This is a genomic window from Streptomyces fractus (genome assembly GCF_049844455.1).
Lineage (GTDB): Bacteria > Actinomycetota > Actinomycetes > Streptomycetales > Streptomycetaceae > Streptomyces > Streptomyces fractus.
Genome location: NZ_JBMYHI010000002.1, coordinates 2,459,824 through 2,480,031, shown reverse-complemented (window position 1 = coordinate 2,480,031; position 20,208 = coordinate 2,459,824). Strand labels below are relative to the sequence as shown.

Below are 20,208 nucleotides of genomic sequence, written 5' to 3'. Positions count from 1 at the left end.
TCGAGTCGGCCGGGGCGGCGACGGGACCGCCGCCTCGGCCGACACCGGCAGGGTGCGTCGGGTTACGTCAACTGCTCGAAGGTGAAGGTGAATTCGGCGGGCTCGGGCGTCAGCCGGTACTGGGGGAGGACGCCGGGGCCGCACGACTGCGTGCCGATGCCCTGGTGGGCGTGGTCGAGGTGCACCCGCAGTGTGTCGCCGGGTGTCAGGTCCGTGCGGTGGGTCGCCGCGTCGAGTTGCTGCGTCGTCCAGCGGCGGGCCGTGAGGGAGTAGGCGGGCTCGCCCTCGATGCGCAGGCCGCCGAGTTCCGCCCAGCGGACGTCGGCCCGTGCCCCGTTCTCCTGCGGGCGCACGTACGGGGTGTGCAGCGCGGCCACGTCCGACTCCCAGCGGCCGAGCCGCGAGGCTTCGCGCGTGTCCGGGTACGCCTCGCCGGGCCCGCCGCCGAACCAGCGCACAGCCAAGTCCCCTACAGGGAGCCCGAGTTGTACGCCGAGTCGGGGCAGCGGGAGCCGCCAGTCGCCCTCCGGGGTGACGGACACGGTCAGTCGCAGCCGCCGCTCGTCGGCCGTCCAGCGGTAGCTCGCGCGCAGCCCGATGTCCCGGCTGGCAGGGGAGACGCGCGTGTGGACCGTCAGTGCGTCGGCGCCCAACTCCACGCCATCCACGCGGTGTTGCATGCGGTGCAGTCCGAACTTCCGCCACAGCAACCCGAGCCGCTCGTCGTTCTGCCAGCTCGCGCCGTCGTCGTTGTCCGTGGGGGCCCGCCACACGTCGAGGCGGGGAGCGGAGGCGAGTGTCACGTCGCCGATCGTGCGCAGGGCCCCCGTGCGGGCGTCGAAGGTGGCCGGACCGAGCGCGAGCACATCCCCGGCGGTGTTCGGGCGTGCGCCAACTGCCGTGTCCACAGCGGACTTTCGCGGTGTCGGGACGCTCTGCCCCCACGCCACCTCCAGGCCCTCGCCGTCCACGGCCCGGACCGTCCAGTACCCGTCGCCCGCCGCGGGCGCCGACAGCTTCACGTCGGCGGACTCGCCGGGGGTGAGCGGCGGCACGGTGAGCGTGCCGCGCTCCACGGCCTCACCCTCCACCTCGTACGCCCAGTCGAAGGAGAGGTGCGACAGGTCGCGGAAGTCGTACCGGTTGGTGACGCGCACCGCTCCGGCGTCCCCGTCGACGGCGATCCGTACCGGCTCGATCACCTTCTTGAACTCGACGAGACCCGGCGACGGCGTCCGGTCCGGGAACAGCAGCCCGTCGCAGACGAAGTTCCCGTCGTGCAGTTCCTCGCCGAAGTCGCCGCCGTACGCGTACCCGTAGCGCTCGTCGGCGATCCCGTGGTCGATCCACTCCCAGACGAACGCGCCCTGTAGCCGGTCGTACTTCTCGAACAGCCGCTGGTAGTCGGCGAGTCCACCCGGTCCGTTGCCCATGGCGTGCGCGTACTCGCACTGGATGAAGGGCAGCGCCCGCCGCCGCGAAGGACCGCCGTCGAGACCCTGGCCGATCCGCTCGACCTCGGCGTGATCGGCGTACATGCGTGAATAGACGTCGGTGTCACGGCAGTTGATGTCGCCCTCGTAGTGGACGAGGCGCTCCGGGTCGCGGGCGCGGATCCACTCGGCCATCGCGGTCAGGCCGCGCCCGGTGCCCGCCTCGTTGCCGAGGGACCACAGGACGATGGACGGATGGTTCTTGTCGCGCTCGACCATGCGGGCCGCCCGGTCGAGCAGGGCGGGGGTCCAGCGCTCGTCGTCGACCGGGTTGTCGCGCCAGCCCTGCTCGACGAAGCCGTGGGTCTCCAGGTCGCACTCGTCGATGACCCACAGGCCGTACTCGTCGCAGAGGGAGAGGAACGCGGGGTGCGGCGGGTAGTGGGAGGTGCGGACCGCGTTGATGTTGTGGGACTTCATCAACTCGACGTCGCGGCGCATCGTGTCGAGGTCGAGCGCGCGGCCGAGCTCCGGGTGCCACTCGTGCCGGTTGACGCCCTTGAAGAGGATCGGCGTGCCATTGACCTTGATCAGCCCGTCCGACAGCTCTACGGTCCGGAAGCCGATCCGCAGCGGCACCCGCTCACCGGCCGTCGCGAGCTCGCCGTCGTACAGCCGCGGCGTCTCGGCCGTCCACGGCTCGACGGCGACGGTCACCGACTCCCCGGTGGCGGCGTCAACTCCCAGCTCGGGCACGGTGATCCGCCCTGCCACCTCGCTGTCGACACGCAGCGTGCCGAGGCCGGTGGTGTGGTCGTACGAGGCGTGCGTGAAGAAGTCCCGGATGCCGCCGGCGGGGCGGTGCAGGAGCGTCACGTCGCGGAAGATGCCGGGCAGCCACCACTGGTCCTGGTCCTCCAGGTAGGAGCCCGCGGACCACTGGTGCACGCGGACCGCGAGCACGTTGCCGGTGGGGGAGAGGAGGTGGCCGACCTCGAACTCGTGCGGCAGCCGGCTCCCCTTGAACTCGCCGAGCTCCGTGCCGTTCAGCCACACCCTCGCGCAGGACTCGACCCCGTCGAAGCGGACCACGGCCGAGCCGTCACCGGGCCAGTCACCCGGCAGATCGAAGACGCGGAGGTGGTCCCCGGTCGGGTTCTCGTCGGGGACGCGCGGCGGGTCGACGGGGAACGGGTACAGCACGTTCGTGTAGGCGGGCGCACCGTGCCCCTGCATCACCCAGTGCCCGGGAACGGACACGTCGCTCCAGCCGTCGGCGTCGTACCCCGGCGAGGCGAAGGACTCGTCGTGCGCGTCGGCCCGCGCGGCCAGCCGGAAGCTCCAAGTGCCATTGAGTGAGAGCGAGTTGGCGGACGACGTGGCGGACCAGGCGCGGGGCGGGAGAGCGCCGGTGCCCGGAGAGGGATCGGTTACGTAGGCGATGGACGTGGACATAGCGATTCCTTACGTCGAGATCGGCAGAATCAAGCCCCGCTCTTGGACGCGAGCCCGCAGGGTCCGGGGCGGAGCCCCGAGGCGTCAACCCCGTTGCGGCCCACGAACCCCTCCAGCGCGAACGTCGCCGCGCCAAGGCTCACCGGATCCGTAGGTATCGGCGAAAGGACGATGTCCGCCGCGGCGAACGGCCCCGCCAGCGCATGCCGGGCGACGGCCCGGCGGACCTCGGTCAGGAGAGGCCCGCCGAGCGCGCCCGCGACCCAACTACTGAGCACGACGACCTCAGGGTTGAGCAGATTGACGAGATCGGCGACGGCGGGCCCGAGATGCCGCGCGGTCTCCCGCACCACATCGAGCGCCTCCGCCGAACCCTCCACGGCCGCACGGCCGATCGCCTCGATCGTGGCGGTCTGGTCGTCGGGGTGGAGCAGCGGCGAACCGGGGTGCAGCTCCCGCAGGTTGCGCATGATGCCCGGCGCCCCCACATACGCCTCCACGCACCCCCGGTCACCGCAATGGCATGGCCGCCCGTCGAGCACGAGCGTGGTGTGCCCCCACTCGCCCGCGCTGTTGGTGACACCCCGGTGCAGCGTGCCGCCGAGCGCGAGGCCCGCGCCGACGCCCGTGCCGAGGTTGACCACGACCGCGTCGTCCCGGCCGCGCGCCGCGCCGAACCACAGCTCGGCAACCGTGCCGGCGCGCAGCGGATTGTCCAGGTAGAGGGGTACGTCGAGGTGCCGGGCGAGGAGTTCGCGCAGCGGTACGGCCTCGTGCCAGCCCCAGTTCGGGGCGTACACGCTGATGCCGCCCTGCCGGTCGACAAGGCCCGGCATGCAGACGCCGGCGCCGAGCACGGGACCGCCGGAGTTCGCGTCGAGCACGGCCCGGACCGCGCCCGCGATGACGGAGGCCACGTGCTCGGGTTCGTGCGCGCCGGGCCGCAGTCGGCGGTCGGCGCGGGCGACGGACCGCAGGTTCAGGTCGAACAGCTCGGCGTGCACATACGTCTCCGCGACGTCCACGCCGACGAGGGAACCGTGCTCCGCGTCGACGGAGACGAGGCCGCGCGGACGCCCGCCGGCGGAGTCCACGAAGCCGCCGGTGACCAGGACGCCCAGGTCGAGCAGCTCGCCGACGAGCGTGGCGACCGTCGCCGAGCTGAGGCCGGTCTCCGCGGCCAGCTCCTGCCGGGAGACGGCTGGCCGGTCGAGGCAGCGGCGCAGCACCTCGTACCGGTTCGCCGTCCGTATGTCACGGGACGTGCGCTTCATGCCGTCAGGCTAGGAGCGCCGGACGGACTTCGACAAGGGGTTGGAGAAAGGGTCTCCTGAAGTTTCCCGAAGTTTCCCCAAGCTCTTCCTGAAGCCTTTCGAAGCCTGCCGCGGCCGCGTCACGCACCGCGCGGAAGCAGCCTCCGCACGAACGCGTTGCTGAACTTCCCCTCCGGGTCCAGCCGTTCGGCCAGCGCCACGAAGTCCGCCGCCCGGGGGTACAGGTCGGCGACGCGCGCCGGGTCCGCCGTGAACACCTTCCCCCAGTGCGGCCGCGCCTCGAACTCCCGCAGCCGGTCCTCCACCAGCGAGACGACCGGGAGGACCCGCTCCGTTTCCGCCACCCACGTGAAGTGGAACGCGACCGTGTCCCGGCCGTACGCCGGACTCAGCCACTGCGTGTCCGCGGCGACGGTCCGCACCTCGCACACCTGCAACACGGGCGCGATCCGGTCCCGTACGGCATCGAGCGCGTGCATCGCGGCGACGGCGTGCTCGCGCGGCAGCAGGTACTCCGACTGCAACTCGTCGCCGTTGCTGGGCGTGAACTCGGCCCGGAAGTGCGGAAGCCGCTCGTGCCAGGGCCCCGGCACGCCGAACTGCTCGGTGCAGTGCACGGCCGACATCCCCGGCACCGGGTGCTGCGCCTCGACGGCGGCCTCGGCCCACGGGAAGTGCAGCGCGTCCGGCATCCGCCGCTTCACCCACACCTGGTCGAAGCGCGGCCCGCGCCAGTCGGTGAACAGGCTCACGCTGTACGCGGCCGACGACACGGCCGCGAAGTCCAGTTCCTGGAAGGGGAGTTCACGGAAGACGTGCTGCGCGACATCGAAGGTCGGCTCCACGTCCAGCGTCAAGGACAGCACCACACCGAGCGCGCCGAGCGACACGACCGCCCCCTCGAAACCGGCGTCGCCGCGCGCGAGCGTGACCGGTTCCCCGTCCGCGGTCAGGATCTCCACGGCCCGCACGGCCTCGGCCAGCGACCGGTTGCCGTTGCCCGAGCCGTGCGTGCCGGTGGCCACCGAACCGGCGACGGAGATGTGCGGCAGCGAGGCCATGTTGGGCAGCGCGAGCCCCTGCGCGTGCAGGGCGGCGGCCAGTTCGGCGTAGCGCACACCACCGCCCACCCGGACGGTGCGGTCCGCGGTGTCGACGTCGATACGGCTCGGCAGCGCGCCCAGCGACACGAGGGCCGCGTCGCGGTCCGTGTCCACGTCGGCGATCCGGTTGAACGAGTGGCCGCTGCCGAGGACCCGTATGTGCCCGCTCTTGGCGACGGCCGCCCGCAGCTCGTCGACGGTGGTCGGGCGGTGCAGCCGGCCTGCGGCGAACGTGATGTTGCGGGCCCAGTTGGTTATCGGAGGCACGGGATGCCTTTCTCGCAGTCGGGTGAGTGCGGCGATTGCATCACGCCACGGGGCTCCGCCCCGGACCCCGCGCCTCAATCGCCGGCGGGGCTTGATCGACGGCACCGGTGAACTGCCCGTGATCACCCCGGAGTAGCGTGTTCGCGCATGACGTACACCGACCTGCCACGCATCCTCCCGCGGAACGAGCGGACCACGCACAGGCGAATGCGGGAGCAGGGCAGCACCGACCGCGCCGACCTGGAGGCGATCCTCGACGCGGGCTTCGTGTGCCATCTCGGGGTCGTGGTCGACGGCGCCCCCGTCGTCGTACCGACCGTCTACGGGCGTGACGAGCGGTGGCTGTACGTGCACGGGTCGGTGGCCAGCCGCAGCCTCGCGGCCGACCCGGGCGCGCCGGTGTGCGTGACGGTGACCCACGTCGACGGCCTCGTCCTCGCCCGCTCCGTCTTCGAGCACGGGGTGAACTACCGCAGCGCCATGGTGCACGGCGTGCCGCGCGCGATAACCGACGAGGACGAGAAGCTGGAGGGCCTGCGGCGCCTCACCGAGCACGCGACGCCCGGCCAGTGGACGTACGCGCGCCGGCCGAACCGCAAGGAGCTCGCCGCCACCACGCTCCTCGCGCTCTCCCTCGAAGAGGCCTCCGTGAAGATCCGCTCCGGCGCGCCCGACGACGGGGAATCGGCCGACGCCGCGCTCGGGCTCTGGGCCGGGACCCTGCCGCTGAACGCCCGCTGGGGCGCCCCCACGGCCGATCCGCTGCTGCCCACCGGCATCACCGCGCCCGCCCACATCGTCGCCCGTGCGGGGACCCGGCAAGGCTGACCGGCCCGGCCGGGGCGTACCGTGAGGAGCCGAACCGTAGAACAGCAGAGGGTCGAGGAGTAACGGGATGCAGAGCCGTACGGCGCTGGTAGAGGACCTGATGGAGCGCTTCCCGCACGTTCCGAAGGAAGCGGTCTTCAAGGAGGACCTGCTGCGCGGCGGCGTCGCCTTCGACGCGTCGGCACTGAGTGACAACGAGGACGGCGAAGTCAAGCCGAAGTCGTACTTCATCTTCTCCTTCGACCACGGCACGCTCCCCGAGCTGGGCGAGGCCGCGCTGCGCCGCCCGCCCGAGGAGATCGTCCTCACCGGCGGCCCCTACGACCTGCGCCGCACGGTCGTCTCGGTCCGCGTGAACCCCTCGTCGCCGTACCGTGTGGCGGCGAACGAGGACGGCATGCTCGGCCTCTACCTCGACGGCAAGCGCATCTCCGACGTGGGCGTGCCGCCGATGCCGGAGTACTACCGGCACAAGCTCTCCAACGGGAAGTCGGTCATGGAGGTGGCCCCGACGATCCAGTGGGGCTACCTGATCTACCTGACCGCGTTCCGGGTCTGCCAGTACTTCGGCGCCAAGGAGGAGTGCCAGTACTGCGACATCAACCACAACTGGCGCCAGCACAAGGCCGCCGGACGCCCGTACACGGGCGTGAAGGACGTCGACGAGGTCCTCGAGGCCCTCGAGATCATCGACAAGTACGACACCGCGAAGGCGTCGAAGGCGTACACGCTCACCGGCGGCGCGATCACGACGAAGGTCCAGGGCCTGGACGAGGCGGACTTCTACGGGCGGTACGCCAAGGCCATCGAGGAGTACTTCCCGGACCGCTGGATCGGCAAGGTCGTCGCCCAGGCGCTGCCCAAGGACGATGTGCAGCGCTTCAAGGACTACGGCGTGCAGATCTACCACCCCAACTTCGAGGTGTGGGACGAGTACCTGTTCAAGATGTACTGCCCCGGCAAGGAGCGCTACGTCGGCCGCGACGAGTGGCACAAGCGGATCCTCGACTCGCGCGAGGTCTTCGGCGCGCGCAACGTGATCCCGAACTTCGTGGCGGGCGTCGAGATGGCCGAGCCGTTCGGCTTCAAGACGGTCGACGAGGCCATCGCCTCCACCACCGAGGGCCTGCGCTTCTTCATGTCGAACGGCATCACGCCCCGCTTCACCACGTGGTGCCCCGAGCCGACGACGCCGCTCGGCAAGGAGAACCCGAACGGCGCGCCGCTGGAGTACCACATCCGGCTGCTCGACGCCTACCGCTCGACCATGGACGAGTACGGCCTCTCGTCGCCTCCCGGATACGGTCCGGCCGGCGCGGGCCGGGCCGTGTTCTCGGTCAGCTCGTTCATGGACAGCCTCGCGCCCAACGAAGAGGCCGTGGAGTTCTGATCCCGGTTACGCGGCCGCCTGCCCACCGGCGGCCGCGCCCGTGCCCGGCGCGTCGATGAGCCGGCGCAGCAGGTCCGGCCGGGCGGCGGGGGTGACGTCCGCGAGGAGTGCGGCCAGGACCGCGATCCGGGTCTGGCCCGCGCGCAGTGTGCCGCTGAGCACGGCGCCCGCGGCGACCAGGTCGACGGCTCCGCCCCCGGTGTAGATCTCGGCGAGGGGCCCCGCGGATACGCGCGTAGAAACGGCGACGAGGACTCCGCGGCGTACGGCCGAGGACACCGCGTCGACCAGCTCCGGCGTCGCGTTCCCCGCGCCCGTGGCGACGAGCACGATGCCGCGCGCGCCCGCGGCGACGGCCGCCTCGAAGAGCGTGGCGTCGGCGTCGCTGTGGTGCATGACGATGTCGACGCGCGGGATCCGCGATGTCGCGGCGCCGGCCCCCGGCTCCGGCAGCGGGGCCGGGCGGCTCGGCTTGTGGCGGATGTCGACGCGGCCGAAGCCGAGCCGGCCGAGCGGTCCCGCGGACGGGTCGGCGAAGGCGTCGGCCGCGAGGGTCTGGGTCTTCACGGTGCCGCGGGCCGCGTGCACCTTCCCGTCGAAGGCGACGAGCACGCCCATGTCCCGGACGTTCGCGGCGACCTGCAACGCGTCGTACATGTTCCCCGGGCCGTCGCCCTCGGCCTGGCCGAGCGGCTTCTGGGCGCCGGTGAAGACGACCGGGCGCGGGTCGTCGTGGTGCAGGTCGAGCAGGAACGCGGACTCCTCCAGGGTGTCCGTGCCGTGCGTGACCACGATGCCGTCGACGGCCGGGTCGGCGAGCACCTCGCGCACGGTGCGCAGCAGCGTCAGCTGAAGCTCCGTCGTCATCCGCGAGCTGTTCACGTTGAACAGGTCGACGACGGTCACCTCGACGCCCTCCGGCAGCGCGGCCGACGCCAGCACCGTGTCCCCGCCGGCGTCGGCGGCGTACCCGGTGCCCTGCCAGCGGCTGGCTATGGTGCCGCCAGTGCTGATGAGGGTGATGCGTGCCATGTGACCTGCCTCGCGAATAGTCGGTGCCCCCGCGCGCGTGGGGAGCGTATGTTCGATCTATAGCAAGGATAAATCGCGATCTGCGCAATCGGATTGCGAATCCTGGCCGATGATCGCGAAAAGCGTGGTGCATGATTGCGCCATGGACCGGATCGACCTGCATATCTTGCGCGAGCTCCAGGAGGACGGCCGCCTGAGCAATCAGGACCTGGCCGCCCGCGTCGGCCTCAGCCCGTCCCCGTGCATGCGCCGCGTGCGGCAGCTGGAGAAGGACGGCGTCATCCAGGGCTACCGCGCGATCGTCGACCCGGACGCCGTCGGCCGCGGCTTCGAGGTCCTCGTCTCCATCGAGGTGCGCCGCGATCGCGCCTCCGTCGAGGCGTTCGAGCACGCGCTCCAGGACATCCCCGACGTCATCGAGGCGTACCGGCTCTTCGGCAGCCCCGGCTGTCTGCTGCGCATCGCGGTCGCCGACCTCGCCGCGTACGAACGCCTGTGGATCGAGCGGCTCACCGCGCTCGACGGGGTCACCGAGGTGAACTCGCAGATCATCATGAAGCGCGTCAAGGAACCGAAGGGGCTGCCGGTCTAGCGGATCCGCCGGCCCCGGCAGCCCCTTCGCGCCTACTACTCCCGCAGGCTCCGGACCAGCTCGCGCGGCAGGCCGTGCGTGTCGTGCAGGAAGTGCAGGTCGTCCTCGTCCAGCGGGCCCTGGAACCGCGGCCGGGACAGCACCTTTCTGCCGCGCTCCAGGAGCCGGTCGAAGCTCAGCTCCTCGTCGAGCAGCACCTGGCGGACGTGCGAAGGGTCGACGTCCTGGCGGAAGTGGTCCAGGGTGTGCCGGATCAGCTCGACCGGCAGGTCCCCGAGCGTGCGAGTCGGATCCTCGCGGCGCAGCACGGTCAGCACTCGCCGGATCAGCCGCCGCAGCACGTAGCCGCGCCCGGTGTTCGACGGCCGCACCCCGTCGCCGACGACCACGACGGACGAGCGCAGATGGTCGCCGACCACCCGGAACGACGGCTCGTCCAGCGGCCACAGGCCCGGAAGCAGCTCCCGCCACGGATCGAAGACGTCGCACTCGAAGACGGACGTCCTGCCCTGGAGCAGCGTGGACAGCCGCTCCAGACCGAGGCCGGTGTCGACGTTGCGCTGCGGGAGCGGCACCAACTCGCCGCCGTCCAGACGCCGGTAACGCATCGTCACGTGGTTCCACACCTCCACCCAGCGCTCGTCCCCGGTCGGCGTCGACTCCGGCGGGGTGTCCCCGGTCCACAGGAAGATCTCCGAGTCGGGACCGCACGGCCCCGTCGGCCCGTTGTCCCACCAGTTGTCCTCCACGGTCTCCTCGACCGGAACCCCGTACCGCTCCCACACCTCCCGCGAACCGGTGTCGGGCCCGGTCTGCCCGTCGCCGCCGAACACGGTCACGTACAGCATCCGCGGATCGATGCCGAAGCCCTCGGTGAGCAGCTCGTACCCCCACTCCAGGCTCCGCGGCCCCTCGTAGTCGCCGAGCGACCAGGTGCCGAGCATCTCGAAGACCGTCAGATGCGTGGGATCGCCGACCTCCTCCAGGTCCGTGGTCCGCAGACACCGCTGTACGTTGACGAGCCGCCGGCCGAGCGGATGCGGGCGGCCCTCCAGGTACGGGGTGAGCGGGTGCATCCCGGAGGTGGTGAACAGGACCGGGTCGCCGGGCGGTGACAGCAAGGTCGAGCCGGTGATCCGGCGGTGGCCGCGGTCCTCGTAGAACTCGGTGAACGTGCGGATGACGTCGTCGCTGCGCATGGGGTGACTCCTTCGCGTGATGCGGGCGGGAGGCACCGGAAGCGGCCGGGCGGGGCTCGGAGAAATCAGGTGGGACAACAGAACACCGGCGGCCGTTTCCGGTCGCCGGTGGATGAGACGGGTACGTCAGGCGGCGGCAACCGGCGAGCTGGTCGCTCGCGCGGCTGCGGTGGTGAGGCTCCTGCGCATGACGTTCATGGGGCCGAGGATAACGCGGCCCGCCTCCCGGGCCCACGCATTTTCCGCCGCACGGCTCAGGAGCGGCGCACCGCGCCCCTGGCCACCGAGGACAGCAGGGAACCGATGGCGATGCCGATGACGAGGTACACCCCGGCGGTGCCCAGCTTCGCCTGCCAGGTGAGGCCGGTGGTGAACGGCAGGAGCACCATGACCGCGGTCGCGAGGCCGATGATCCAGGTGAAGAAGCGCTCGGGCCGCGGGGTCGCCACGATCAGCAGGTGGAGGAGGACGGTCGCGGCGAGCGCCGCCATCGCCGCGCCGCCCGCGAGCGCCCCGGTCGTCGCGTTGCCCATCAGGCCCGCGCCCTGCGGAGCGAACACGGGGACGCCGAGCACACCTCGTACGAGGAGGAGGGCGACGACCGCCGTGAGCGCGGCGATCACGGCGGTCATCAGCCCGCCCGCCCACAGCTTCCCGGCGTCGAGGCGGGGCTGCGGCTCGGGCGGGTACGCCGGTTCGGGCTGCCCGTAGGGCGGCGGCTGCCCGTACTGCTCGTACTGGCTGTAGGACGGCCCATAGGGCGAGTTCTTGGGTTCCACGATGAGGCTTTCCGGTTGGGTTTCCGGTTGCGGTCGGGTCAGGCGAGCAGTTTGGTCTTCGCCTTTTCGAATTCCTCGTCGGTGAGCGCGCCGGACCTGTGGAGTCCGGCGAGCCGGGCCAATTCCTCGGTGTCACTGGTTCCACCGGCCGCGCCGCCCGGTTCCCCGGCGGCCTTTCGGATGTAGTCCTGGAACCTGGATTCGGCCTGCTTGGCCCGGTCGGCGTCCCGTCGGCCCATTCCGTTGCCACGCGCGATGACGTAGATCAGCACGCCGATGTACGGCAGCACGATGCAGAGAAAGAGCCAGCCGGCCTTGCTCCAGCCGGTCAGCGAGTCGTCGCGGAAGATGTCCATGACGATCCTGAACAGCAGGAACAGCCACATGACCCAGAGGAAGAGGAACAGCATGGTGAGGAAGAGGTCCAGCAGCGGATAGTCGTCCATGATTTCCTCTTTCCGGCGCGGCCGATGTTCGGTGCAGTATCACCCGCCTTTTCTCCTCCCGCATTTCGGCATCGATGGCTCGTATTCCGCTCGTATTCCCGGTCGCGGCCGGGGACTTCGTCACTCGGCTGGCGCCTTTCGCCTCGCCCGACGGCGCCGCAGCGGTTCCCCTTGCATTCAAAACAGCGCGCGCTCGCGCGTCGACTAGGAGGCAGCGGTGGCGGAGGAGACGGCGCCCATGGGGCCTGCCGAGCAGGCCGAACTCGCGCGGCTGCGAGGGCGGGTGGCCGAGCTTGAGGCCGGGCGCGGGGGCGCGGGGCGCCACCGGGGGCGGTCGTTCCTCGCCGTCGTGCTCATCGTGATCGGCTGCGTCCTCGCGCCGCTCGGCATCGTCGCGTCCTGGGCGGCCGACGAGGTCGGTGACACCGACCGCTATGTCGACACCGTCGGCCCGCTCGCCTCGAACCCCGACATCCAGAAGGCCGTCGCGAACCGCGCCACGAACGCGATCATGCAGCGGATCGACCTGAAGACCCTGCTCTCCGAGGTGCCGGGCGACGACCGGCCGCTCGTGCAGAAGTCTCTGGGCAAGCTGGGCGACTCCCTCGAAGGCGCGGTCCGCAGCTTCGTCCAGGACAAGGCGCAGGGGGTCGTCGCCTCCGACGCCTTCGAGAACATCTGGAAGCAGACCAACCGCAAGGCCCACAGCGCCCTCGACAAGGCGCTGACCGGCAGCGGCGGCGGGGCGGTCAAGCTGGAGGGCGGAGACACCGTCACCCTCGACCTGGGCCCGGTCGTCGAGCAGGTCAAGCAGCGTCTCGTCGACTCCGGGCTCACCGTCGCCGGCCGGATCCCGGAGGTCCACACCGACCTCACGCTCGTCACGAACGACAACATCGGCAAGGTCAAGACGTACATGCGGCTGCTTCAGGTGATGGGCAACTGGCTGCCTGTCATCGCCCTCGTCCTCGTCGCCGCGGGCGTGCTGCTCTCCGTACGCCGCCGCAGGTCGCTCGTGGCCACCGCGCTCGCGGTCGCCGTGAGCTGCGGTCTGCTCGGCATCGGGCTCCGCGTCTTCCGCGTGATCTACCTCGACCGGCTGCCGGCGAACGTCTCGCAGGACGCGGCCGCCGCGGTCTACGACACCATGACGCACTTCCTGTTCACCATGGTCCGGATGGTCGTCGCGCTCGGCGTCGTCGTCGCGCTCGCCGCGTGGCTCACCGGGCGGGGGAAGCGGGCGGGTCTCGTGCGCGGGCTGTGGGTCTCCGGAATCGACGGCGCGCGGCTCACCGCGGACCGGGCCGGGTTCCGCTCCGGGCCTGTCGGGCCGTTCGTGCGGCACCACCGGAAGTGGATCGTCTGGATCCTGCTCGCGGGCGCGCTCGTCGTCTACGTGCTGTGGTCGTACCCGACCGGCTGGGTGGTCGTCGGGATCGCGCTGTGCCTGCTGTTCCTGCTGGCCCTGGTCGAGTTCCTGGCGGCGGAGGGCGACGGGGACGGGCCGGACGCGACGGCGGGCACTCCGCCCACGCCGACCGCGGTCTGAGGGCGGGGGCAGGGGACGGTGAGGGCGATGGGGCAGGTCGACGCGGCCACGGTCGGGCGCATGACGGACACCCTGTTCATCGAGCGCTCGTGGAAGAGTCCCAGCTCGACCCGGTTCTGGGGTCTGTTGGTGCTGGCGGCGGTGATCGCGGCCGCCGGTGTGGTGGGCGACTCGACGGCCACGGTCATCGGAGCGATGATCGTCGCCCCGCTGATGACGCCGATCCTCGGCAGCGCGCTCGCTCTGGTCCTCGCGGACCGGGCGCAGGTCGTGCGGTGCGCGCTGCTCGTTCTGTGCGGGGCGCTGGCGGTGGTGGCGATCGGGATGCTGCTCGGATGGGCCGTGGCGCCGCCCGACGGCTTCGCGTCGAACTCGCAGGTGTCGTCGCGGATCAGCCCCCGCCTCATCGACCTGCTGGCCGCGCTCGCCACGGGCACGGTGGGCGCGTTCGCGCTGGTCCGCGCGGACATCTCCGACACGCTGCCGGGCGTCGCGATCGCCATCTCGCTGGTGCCGCCGCTCTCCGTCACGGGATTGCTGATCACGGTGGGCCGGTTCCACGACGCGTTCGAGTCGGGGCTGCTCTTCGCCACGAACGTCGCCGCGATCGTGGCGACCGGGACCGTGGTGTTCCTCGTGTACGGGGTCCGGGGCGCGGCCCTGGAGTCCGACCGCCACGTGGGGGAGTTCCACGGCCGTACGTTGGTGGCGGTCGTCGGGCTCCTGGTGCTGATCGCGGTGCCGCTCACCACGGGCACGGTGTCGGTGTGGCAGGACCGGATCCTCGCGAGGGACGCGCGGCCGGTCGCCGAGGAGTGGGCGGCGGGGCGGAAGTGGCAGATCGCGTCGGTGGAGGCGCGGCAGGGCGTGGTGGTGATCGGCGTCCTCGGCCTGCCGCCGCAGCCGGAGCCCACGGCGCTGCGCTCCGCACTCGACAAGCACGGCATGTCCGACGCGGACCTGGAACTCCACCTGGTGGGCGGCCGCACCCACTGGTGCGCGGCGGGCGGCACGACGTGCGAGGTGAAGAACACGTCCTGAGCGCGCCGAGTGCCGGGTGCTTCGGCGGCGCCGCGGCAGAGGCCGCCGTGATGCGGCCCTGCACCGTGCTGCCGCCTTGCCCACCCTGCCGCCCAAGACGGCAGATTGCCCAAGGCGGCGCAGACGCCACCCAGTGGCCGGGGCGGAGCCCCGGGGCTCGCGGGAGGTCAGGCGGGGAGGCGGGAGAGGAGGTTCGCGAAGTCCGTCGAAGGCGGGAGCGTGCCGAACGCCAAGCCCCGGTCGCCGGCCAGGCGGGTCGCGCAGAAGGTGTCGGCCACCGCCGAAGGCGCGTGCCGCACCAGGAGCGAGCCCTGAAGGACCAGCGCCGCCCGCTCGATGACACGGCGAGCACGAATCTGCGCGTCCTCCGGCGAGGCCAGCTCGGCCTGAAGCTCACGCCAGGCCGCGTCCAGACGCACATCCGCCCCGGCCGCCGCCTCCACCTCCGCCCGGAACGCCTCCAACGACTCCGGCTCCCGGGTCAACGCCCGCAGCATGTCGAGCGCGTTGACGTTCCCGGAGCCCTCCCAGATCCCGTTGAGCGGAGCCTCCCGGTACAGGCGAGGCATGCCTGACGCCTCGTCATAACCGTTGCCACCGAGGCATTCCAGCGCCTCCGCGACCGCCACCGGCTGCCGCTTGCACACCCAGTACTTGCCGACCGCCGTGGCCAGGCGAAGGAACGCCCGCTCACCCGCGTCCCCGCGCTGGGCGCGATCCGCGGCGCCGGCCAGCCGCAGGCCCAGCGTCGTCGCCGCCTCCGACTCCAGGGCCAGGTCCGCGAGGACGTTCCGCATCAGCGGCTGGTCGACCAACTTCGCCCCGAACACCGACCGGTGACGGGCGTGATGGGCGGCCTGGGCCAGCGACTCCCGCACGTGCGCCGCCGAGCCGAGGACACAGTCGAGGCGCGTCATCGTCACCATGTCGATGATGGTGCGCACCCCCTTGCCCTCGTCCCCGACGAGCCACGCCACCGTGTCGTCGAACTCCGGCTCGCTGGACGCGTTCGACCGGTTGCCGAGCTTGTCCTTGAGGCGCTGGATCCGGAACGTGTTGCGGGAGCCGTCCGGCAGCACACGCGGAACCAGGAAGCAGCTCAGCCCACCCGGCGACTGCGCGAGGACCAGGAACACGTCGTTCATCGGCGCCGACGTGAACCACTTGTGGCCGCGAAGCCGCCACGTGCCGTCCTGCTGCTCGACCGCGGCCGTCGTGTTCGCGCGCACATCCGTGCCGCCCTGCTTCTCCGTCATGCCCATCCCGGCGAGCAGACCGCGCTTGTCGGCGGGGGCGCGGAGCCCGGGGTCGTAGACGTCGCTGGTGAGCAACGGCTCGTAGACCTTGGCCAGTTCGGGTGTGCGGCGCAGCGCGGGCACCACCGCGTACGTCATGGACACCGGGCACATGTGGCCCTGCTCCAGCATCGTGGCGAGCATGAACGTGCCCGCGCGGGCCACGTGCGCGCCCGGCCGCGCGTCCGCCCACGCGGAACCCGCCGCGCCCGCGGCCACCGTGGCGCGCATCAGCGAGTGGTACGAGGGGTGGAAGTCGACCTCGTCGACCCGGTTGCCGTAGCGGTCGTGGGTGCGCAGCTCGGGCTCGTGCCGGTTGGCCTGGTCGGCCCAGAGGCGGGCCTCCTCGCTGCCCACGTAGCGGCCGAAGCGGTGCAGCTCGTCGACGTGCCACTCGGCGCCCTCGCGGCGTACGCCCTCCAGGAGGACCGGGTCGTCGGCGGTGTCGTGGCCGGTCAACGGCGGCGCCTGGTTGGTCACTTCGTGCGTCACCGAGGGGTTCGAGTGCATGAGGGGCTCCTCCAATGAGTACGGGTCAGGCGGTCGGCGCGCCCGCGCAGCGCAGCGCCATGGCGGTGAGTTCGGTGATCAGCTCGCCGGTGGCGGCCTCGTCGTGGGCGGCGAGCGGGTCGACGAGGACCTCGCCGATCGCGCCGGTGAGCGCGGCCGCGGTGATCTCGCCGTTCTGCTTCGGCAGCAGGCCCGCCGCCATGCCCTCGTGCACCACTTCGGCGAACAGGGTGTGGTAGCGGCGCCGGTAGTCGATGCGCTCGGCGCCGACCTTGGGGTCGGCGGGCGCGACGAGCAGCGCGTGGGCGAGGCCACGGTTCTCCAGGGCGCGCCGGGCGAAGATCTCCACCCCGCGCCCCAGCCGCAGCACCGGGTCGCCGTCGCCGTGGAGCACCTTGTCGATCACGGACACCTCCCGCGCCGCGGCCCGCCGGAACACCTCCACCGCGAGCGCCGCCTTCGAAGGAAAGTGCTGGTAGACCGAGCCGGCCGCGATCCCGGCGGCGTCGGCGACCGCCGTCACGGACGCCTGCGCCCAGCCCACTTCGGCGACGACGGAGGTGGCGCACGTGATCAGGTGCTCGCGCGCCGCTTCGAGTCGGCGAATTTCGGCTGGGGTCTTGCGGTAGGCCATGCAAGCAGTGAACCATCATTCAGAGTTTCCCGCCATGGTCGGTCCGCACCGGCTCGGTCCGTACCGGCCAGGCCGTCAGGAGAACGTGATGCACCTCAGTGCCCTGCTGGACAGCGCTGTTCGTTCGGGCAGTACGAAGGAAGCCGTCGTCTATCGCGAACAGCGTTGGAACTACCGGGAGTTCGCGGACGCCGCGCGGTGTGCCGCCACCGTGCTGCGGGACGCCGGGCTCGGCCCCGGTGACCGCCTTGCCGTGATGACGTACAACACCCCGGCCTTCCTCTTCGCCGCCTTCGGCGCCTGGGTCCTGGGCGCGACCCTCGTGCCCGTCAACCACAAGCTCCAGACGGACGAGGTGGCGCGCCAGCTGAAGCACTGCGGGGCGCGGACCGCCCTCGTCGACGCGGAGATCGGCGAGCGCGCGACCGCCGCCGACCCGGGCGTGCGCTGGCTGATCAGCCACCCGGACACCCCGGCGGCCGAGCGCCCGGCGGACGCCTTCGAGGCGCTGGTCGCCGCCGCCGAACCGTGGCAGGGCGAGGACCGTCCGGACAGCGATGTGGCGCAGATCCTCTACACCTCCGGCACCTCGGGCACGCCCAAGGGCTGCGTCCACTCGCACCGCACCGCCGCGCTGACCGCCGCGTACTCCGCGGCGACGATGTCGATGCGCGGTGACGAGCGCTTCCTGATCTGCATGCCGATCTGGCACGCGGCGCCGCTCAACAATATGACGCTCGGCACGCTCTTCGCGGGCGGCACCGTCGTGCTCCAGCGCGAGTACGAGCCCCGCGGCATGCTGGAGACGATCCAGCGCGAGCGGGTCACCGCCCTGTTCGGCGCCCCGATCGCGCTCATCGCCCCGATCCAGGCGGTCCCGGACCACGCCGACTATGACGTGTCGTCCGTGCGCGCCTGGCTCTACGGCGCGGGCCCGCTCGACGCCGACACCGTGCGCCGCCTGATGAAGGCGTACGGCACCGAGAACTTCCAGCAGGTGTACGGGATGAGCGAGACCGGGCCCGCGGGCGCCTCGCTCACCCCGGCCGAGCACGCGGACAAGGCGGGCTCGATCGGGCGCGGCGGCATGCCGGGCGTGGACCTGCGCGTCGTACGCCCCGACGGGAGCGACGCGGGGCCCGGCGAGAGCGGAGAGATCTGGCTGCGCACCGACACCCGCATGCTCGGCTACCTGGACGACGAGGCGGCGACCGCCGAGGTGTTCGCCGGTGACTGGTACCGCAGCGGTGACCTCGGCCGGATCGACGAGGACGGCTACGTCACGCTCGTCGACCGGATGAAGGACGTGATCATCACCGGCGGCGAGAACGTCGCGTCGCAGGAGGTCGAGGGCGCGCTGCGGGGCCACCCGGACGTGCTCGACGTCGCCGTCGTCGGCCGGCCGCACCCGCAGTGGGGCGAGACCGTGGTGGCCTTCGTCGTGCCGCGCGAGGGCGCGGAGCTCGATCTGGCCGGGACGCGGGCGTGGCTGGAGGAGCGGATCGCCCGCTACAAGGTGCCGCGCGAGCTGATCCTGCGTGACACCCTTCCGCGCACGCCCTCCGGGAAGATCACCAAGCATGTGCTGCGGGCCGAACTGTCCTGAGCTGCACGGCTGTAGGGTCTCGGCATGGCCGATGAGCAGGTACAGCAAGCGCGCAGGGGGCCGGGTCGGCCGCGTCAGGAGCACGTCACCAAGGCCGTGCTCGAGGCCGTCGTCGAGCTGGTGGCGGAACAGGGCATGGGCGCGCTGACGATGGACGCCGTCGCGACCCGCGCGGGGGTGAGCAAGCCGGCCATGTACCGGCGCTGGCCCACCAAGCAGGACCTGATCATCGCCGCCGCCGAGTCCCGCGTCGGGACGCTGACGGTGCCCGACATGGGGGACTTCAGGGCCGAGCTGCGCGCGGTCCTCATGGAGCGTGTGCGCGCCTACCGGCAGCCCGGCGTCGGCCGTCTGCTCGCCGGGGTGATCAGTGCGGCGGCGGAGGCGGGCGCGGGGCGCGAGGCGTTCGCGGCGTATGTGACGCGGGTGACGAGCGAGACGCGGCACGTGCTGGAGCGCGGCATCGCGCGCGGCGACGTCCGGCCCGACGCGCCGATCGCCGATGTCACGACCCTTGTCGCGTCGTCCCTCGTCTTCCGGCTCGTCGCCGAGCAGCGGGCGCCGGAGCGGGAGCTGGTCGAGTCCGTGGTGGACCTGATCGGCAGGGCGGTCGACGTCAGGCCGTGACGGGCGTAGTCGTGCGCTGACCCGCGGTCATCTTCCCTGCGCACCCGGCGAGTTGTGGCCGGGTGCGGCTTTTGTGCTGCCCGCGGGGTGCCTCACCGGCCCCGCGAAACATTCCTGAAACTCGTGGGTCCCGACCCCTTGCCCCGCCGCGATTCAATATCGATACTGCCGGTTACGTAATAAGCGTTTGCTCTTGGAAGGACCCTCTCCGTGCAGGACATCGCGAGCAGCACGATCGACCCCAAGCCGATCATCGACAAGCCCCTCATGCACTACGGTCCTCGTGTCCTGGAGCGCCTCGCGCCGGGGGCCGAGCAGGTCGAGTACACGCACTTCGGGATCAACCCGCTCACGCCGCACTTCGGCGCCGTCCTCAGCGGCGTCGACCTGTCGCGGCCGATCGGCGACGAGCTCGGCGAGGAGCTGCGCCAGGCCCTGCTCGAGTGGAAGGTGATCTTCTTCCGCGGGCAGTCCGCCGTCACCCCCGACCACCAGCTCGCGCTCTCCGCGGTCTGGGGCCCGCCGGAGCCCAACCCGTTCTTCGGCCAGACGGAGCGGGTCGGCGTCAACCGGCTCGGCAAGGACGCCAAGGTCTCCGGCAAGAAGAACATCTGGCACAGCGACCACTCGTTCATGACCAACCCGGCGCTCGGTTCGGTCCTGCGCGCCGTCGAGGTGCCCTCCGCGGGCGGCGACACGATGTGGTGCGACATGGCGGCCGCGTACGACAACCTCGACGACGACGTCAAGGAGCGCATCGAGAACCTCACGGCCGTCCACGACTGGGAGGCCAGCTGGGGCGCCATGATGAGCGAGGAGCAGAAGGCCGCGTTCCGCAAGCGGTATCCGCAGGTCGAGCACCCCATCGTGGTCCGCCACCCGCGCAGCGGCCGCAAGACCCTGTACGTCAACGAGCCGTTCACCCGCTTCATCAAGGGCGTCTCCGACGAGGAGAGCCGCGAACTGCTCGACCACCTCGTGCTCCAGGCGCGCATCCCCGAGTTCCAGATCCGCTTCCACTGGGAGGCCGACTCCATCGCGATCTGGGACAACATCGCCGTCCAGCACTACGCGATCAACGACTACTTCCCGCAGCGGCGCGTGATGGAGCGCATCGCCGTCGCCGGCGTGCCGATCTCCTGAGAACC

17 protein-coding genes are annotated in these 20,208 nt (G+C 71.5%); 8 read left to right on the top strand and 9 right to left on the bottom strand.

Features of this window, described 5'->3' with window-relative positions; genetic code table 11:
* Nucleotides 1–62: 62 nt before the first annotated feature.
* From ACP4E5_RS13075 to ACP4E5_RS13065, 3 genes are all read right to left on the bottom strand, one after another.
* Nucleotides 63–2,888: a glycoside hydrolase family 2 TIM barrel-domain containing protein gene (locus ACP4E5_RS13075; protein WP_425828199.1), complete on the bottom strand. Its 2,826-nt coding sequence runs from the start codon at nucleotides 2,886–2,888 to the stop codon at nucleotides 63–65.
* A 29-nt stretch (nucleotides 2,889–2,917) separates the two neighbouring features.
* Nucleotides 2,918–4,162 (bottom strand): ROK family protein, encoded by a 1,245-nt coding sequence (locus tag ACP4E5_RS13070; RefSeq protein WP_425828197.1) that lies wholly within the window; start codon nucleotides 4,160–4,162, stop codon nucleotides 2,918–2,920.
* Between the two features lie 119 nt (nucleotides 4,163–4,281).
* Nucleotides 4,282–5,532 carry an FAD-binding protein gene (locus ACP4E5_RS13065; protein ID WP_425828195.1) on the bottom strand — a complete coding sequence of 417 codons (1,251 nt, stop codon included), beginning with the start codon at nucleotides 5,530–5,532 and terminating at the stop codon, nucleotides 4,282–4,284.
* A gap of 147 nt (nucleotides 5,533–5,679) precedes the next feature.
* On the opposite strand from ACP4E5_RS13065, the gene ACP4E5_RS13060 reads away from it, so the two are divergent.
* Nucleotides 5,680–6,360, top strand: coding sequence for a pyridoxamine 5'-phosphate oxidase family protein (locus tag ACP4E5_RS13060; RefSeq protein WP_425828193.1), 681 nt, complete (start codon nucleotides 5,680–5,682; stop codon nucleotides 6,358–6,360).
* Between the two features lie 67 nt (nucleotides 6,361–6,427).
* Nucleotides 6,428–7,750 carry a radical SAM protein gene (locus ACP4E5_RS13055; RefSeq protein ID WP_425828191.1) on the top strand — a complete coding sequence of 441 codons (1,323 nt, stop codon included), beginning with the start codon at nucleotides 6,428–6,430 and terminating at the stop codon, nucleotides 7,748–7,750.
* A 6-nt stretch (nucleotides 7,751–7,756) separates the two neighbouring features.
* Here the strand turns inward: ACP4E5_RS13055 and ACP4E5_RS13050 are convergent, their stop codons facing one another.
* The gene (locus ACP4E5_RS13050; protein WP_425828189.1) at nucleotides 7,757–8,782 is read right to left on the bottom strand and encodes an asparaginase; all 1,026 of its coding nucleotides are present in this window, start codon (nucleotides 8,780–8,782) and stop codon (nucleotides 7,757–7,759) included.
* Nucleotides 8,783–8,924: 142 nt separating this feature from the next.
* Between ACP4E5_RS13050 and ACP4E5_RS13045 the strand changes: the two genes are divergently transcribed.
* Entirely contained in the window at nucleotides 8,925–9,374 is a 450-nt protein-coding gene (locus ACP4E5_RS13045; protein WP_425828187.1) for an Lrp/AsnC family transcriptional regulator, read from the top strand.
* A 35-nt stretch (nucleotides 9,375–9,409) separates the two neighbouring features.
* Here the strand turns inward: ACP4E5_RS13045 and ACP4E5_RS13040 are convergent, their stop codons facing one another.
* The 3 genes from ACP4E5_RS13040 to ACP4E5_RS13030 form a co-directional block, all read right to left on the bottom strand.
* Nucleotides 9,410–10,573 (bottom strand): alanine--tRNA ligase-related protein, encoded by a 1,164-nt coding sequence (locus ACP4E5_RS13040; protein WP_425828185.1) that lies wholly within the window; start codon nucleotides 10,571–10,573, stop codon nucleotides 9,410–9,412.
* A gap of 254 nt (nucleotides 10,574–10,827) precedes the next feature.
* The gene (locus ACP4E5_RS13035; protein ID WP_425828183.1) at nucleotides 10,828–11,352 is read right to left on the bottom strand and encodes a DUF6069 family protein; all 525 of its coding nucleotides are present in this window, start codon (nucleotides 11,350–11,352) and stop codon (nucleotides 10,828–10,830) included.
* 38 nt (nucleotides 11,353–11,390) lie between these two features.
* Nucleotides 11,391–11,798, bottom strand: coding sequence for an SHOCT domain-containing protein (locus tag ACP4E5_RS13030; RefSeq protein WP_425828181.1), 408 nt, complete (start codon nucleotides 11,796–11,798; stop codon nucleotides 11,391–11,393).
* A 217-nt stretch (nucleotides 11,799–12,015) separates the two neighbouring features.
* On the opposite strand from ACP4E5_RS13030, the gene ACP4E5_RS13025 reads away from it, so the two are divergent.
* On the top strand, nucleotides 12,016–13,347 hold the full coding sequence (locus ACP4E5_RS13025; protein ID WP_425828179.1) for a hypothetical protein: 1,332 nt from the start codon (nucleotides 12,016–12,018) through the stop codon (nucleotides 13,345–13,347).
* A gap of 27 nt (nucleotides 13,348–13,374) precedes the next feature.
* Complete coding sequence (locus ACP4E5_RS13020) at nucleotides 13,375–14,388, top strand: TIGR00341 family protein (RefSeq protein ID WP_425828177.1); 1,014 nt, start codon at nucleotides 13,375–13,377, stop codon at nucleotides 14,386–14,388.
* A gap of 167 nt (nucleotides 14,389–14,555) precedes the next feature.
* Here ACP4E5_RS13020 and ACP4E5_RS13015 read toward each other — a convergent pair whose 3' ends face one another.
* Together ACP4E5_RS13015 and ACP4E5_RS13010 are read right to left on the bottom strand one after the other, a co-directional pair.
* Nucleotides 14,556–16,193: an acyl-CoA dehydrogenase family protein gene (locus tag ACP4E5_RS13015; RefSeq protein WP_425828175.1), complete on the bottom strand. Its 1,638-nt coding sequence runs from the start codon at nucleotides 16,191–16,193 to the stop codon at nucleotides 14,556–14,558.
* 25 nt (nucleotides 16,194–16,218) lie between these two features.
* The gene (locus ACP4E5_RS13010; RefSeq protein ID WP_425828173.1) at nucleotides 16,219–16,827 is read right to left on the bottom strand and encodes a TetR/AcrR family transcriptional regulator; all 609 of its coding nucleotides are present in this window, start codon (nucleotides 16,825–16,827) and stop codon (nucleotides 16,219–16,221) included.
* An 88-nt stretch (nucleotides 16,828–16,915) separates the two neighbouring features.
* Here ACP4E5_RS13010 and ACP4E5_RS13005 point away from each other — a divergent pair, with 88 nt between their 5' ends.
* From ACP4E5_RS13005 to ACP4E5_RS12995, 3 genes are all read left to right on the top strand, one after another.
* Entirely contained in the window at nucleotides 16,916–18,433 is a 1,518-nt protein-coding gene (locus ACP4E5_RS13005; protein WP_425828171.1) for a class I adenylate-forming enzyme family protein, read from the top strand.
* 24 nt (nucleotides 18,434–18,457) lie between these two features.
* A complete protein-coding gene (locus ACP4E5_RS13000) occupies nucleotides 18,458–19,060 on the top strand; it encodes a TetR/AcrR family transcriptional regulator (RefSeq protein ID WP_425828169.1) in 603 nt (200 codons plus the stop codon).
* Nucleotides 19,061–19,270: 210 nt separating this feature from the next.
* Nucleotides 19,271–20,203, top strand: coding sequence for a TauD/TfdA dioxygenase family protein (locus tag ACP4E5_RS12995; protein ID WP_425828167.1), 933 nt, complete (start codon nucleotides 19,271–19,273; stop codon nucleotides 20,201–20,203).
* Nucleotides 20,204–20,208: the final 5 nt, after the last annotated feature.